At 35.0% G+C, this 2,425-nt stretch carries 2 protein-coding genes; both read left to right on the forward strand.

What is annotated here, in order from left to right; translation table 11 throughout:
* The coding region (locus I2A66_RS16750) for an aldolase/citrate lyase family protein (protein WP_195252029.1) at positions 1 to 885 on the forward strand (885 nt) is incomplete at its 5' end.
* A 1-nt stretch (position 886) separates the two neighbouring features.
* On the forward strand, positions 887 to 2,425 hold a 1,539-nt coding region (gene citF, locus I2A66_RS16755), incomplete at its 3' end, for a citrate lyase subunit alpha (RefSeq protein WP_195252030.1).

Genomic DNA, 2,425 nt, shown 5'->3' on the forward strand with positions numbered 1-2,425 from the left:
ATGCTATTTGTTCCTGGAAATAATCCTGGAATAATAAGAGATGTTCATATATATAAGCCAGACTCAGTAATGTTTGACTTAGAAGATGCTATTGCAATAACAGAAAAAGATTCTGCAAGATTTTTAGTACATAACATGTTAAAAAAACTTGGAGAATACTATAAAGAATTAGGAATAGAAACTGTAGTTCGTATAAATGGACTTGCTACAGAGTTCTGGCAAGAAGACTTAGCTGCTGTAGTAAGTGCTGGTGTTGAAGTTGTAAGAATACCTATGACTGAATCTGTAGAAGATGTTATGGCAGTAGATGCTGAAATAGAAAAAATAGAAAAAGCATGTGGAATGGAAGTTGGTAGCACTAAAATAATGGTTGCTATAGAAACTGCTCTAGGAGTAATGAACTGCTTTAATATAGCTAAATCTCCAACTAAGAGATTAATAGGTATGGCATTAAGTGGAGAAGACTTTGTAACAAGTATGAAAACTACAAGAACTCCAGAAGGTGACGAATTATTCGTAGCTAGAGGAATGATAGCTATGGCAGGTCGTGCTTGCGGACTTGAAGTATTAGATACAGTTTATGCTGACGTTAATAACGATGAAGGATTCTTAAAAGAGGCTAACCTTATAAAGAGAATGGGATTCGGTGGTAAGTCACTTATACATCCAAGACAAGTTGAACTTATACATGATGTTTACACTCCAAGTGAAAAAGAAATAGCTAAGGCTCAAAAAATAGTTGATGCTACAGCTGAAGCTTTAAAGAATAACTTAGGGGTATTTACAGTTGATGGTAAGATGGTAGATAAACCAATAATAGAAAGAGCTCAAAGAGTGTTACAACTTGCTGAAGCTGCAGGTGTATTAGTTGGAGGTGAAAATTAATATGCAAACTAAAAGAGTAAACGACGAAATGTTAAAAAACATAAAAGGTTATGAAAATAGAAAAGCTTACGTTGCACCATTTAGTAGTTTAAGTGCTGATAAATTAGGTAATGTTGACAGTGACAACTTAAAGGAGCACGTAAGAAGAACAAAATTAGTTTCTTCTTTAAGAGAAGCTATAGAAAAATGTGAAATAAAAGATGGAATGACAATATCTTTCCACCACCATTTTAGAGCTGGGGATAAGTTATTAATGCAAGTTGTTGATATATTAGCAGAAATGGGAGTTAAAAACTTAAGAATAGCTGCTTCTTCATTAACAAGTGCTCATAATGGTCTTGTTGCTCACATTGAAAACGGTGTCGTAAATAGAATAGAAACTTCAGGACTTAGAGGAAAATTAGCTCAAGCTGTTTCTGAAGGAATACTTGAATATCCAGCTGTTATACGTTCTCATGGAGGTAGAGCAAGAGCCATATCTTCAGGAGATGTTAAAATAGACGTAGCATTTTTAGCTGCATCTTCAGCCGACTGCATGGGGAACGCTAACGGTGTTAAAGGAAAATCTATATGTGGTGCTATGGGATATGCTAAGGTTGATGCACAATATGCTGAAAAAGTTGTAGTTGTAACTGATACATTAGTTCCTTATCCAAATTTCCCACAAAGTATACCTCAAACTCAAGTTGACTATGTTGCAGTAGTTGATGAAGTTGGAGATTCTTCAGGAATAATGTCTGGAGCTACTAGATTTACAAATAACCCTAAAGAGTTATTACAAGCTAAGAGAGTTGTAGATGTTATGAAAGCTTCTGGATTATTCGTAGATGGATTCTCAATGCAAACTGGTTCTGGTGGAGCATCACTTGCTGTTACTAGATTCGTTAAAGAAGAAATAAAGAAAAGAGATATAAAGTTAAGCTATGCATTAGGTGGTATAACAGCACCAATGGTAGAGTTATTAGAAGAAGGTTTAGTTGATCAGTTATTTGATACACAAAGTTTCGACTTAACTGCAGCTGAATCAGTAGGAAGAAATGAAAAACACGTTGAAGTAAGTGCTGACTTCTACGCTTCTATAGGAAATAAATCGGCAGCTGTTAACAAATTAGACTTTGTTATATTATCAGCTCTTGAAATAGATACAGACTTCAATGTTAACGTAATATCTGGTTCTGATGGAGTTATAAGAGCAGCGTCAGGTGGACACAGTGATACAGCTGCAATGGCTAAAATGTCTATACTTGTTGCACCACTAACAAGAGGTAGATTATCTACAATAATAGATAAGGTTACAACTGTTGTAACTCCAGGAAGTACAGTAGACGTAGTTGTTACAGATTACGGAGTAACTGTTAACCCAGGTAGAAAAGACTTATTAGAAAAGTTCAAAGCTGCTAACCTTCCATTAATAACTATGGAAGAATTAAGAGCTATGGCTACAAGATTAGTTGGAACACCAAAAGAAATAGAGTTTACAGATGAAGTAGTTGCTGTAGTTGAATACAGAGATGGAAGCATCATAGACACTATAAGAAAA

Origin of the sequence: Romboutsia sp. 1001713B170207_170306_H8 (assembly GCF_015550495.1) — a bacterium.
Lineage (GTDB): Bacteria > Bacillota > Clostridia > Peptostreptococcales > Peptostreptococcaceae > Romboutsia_E.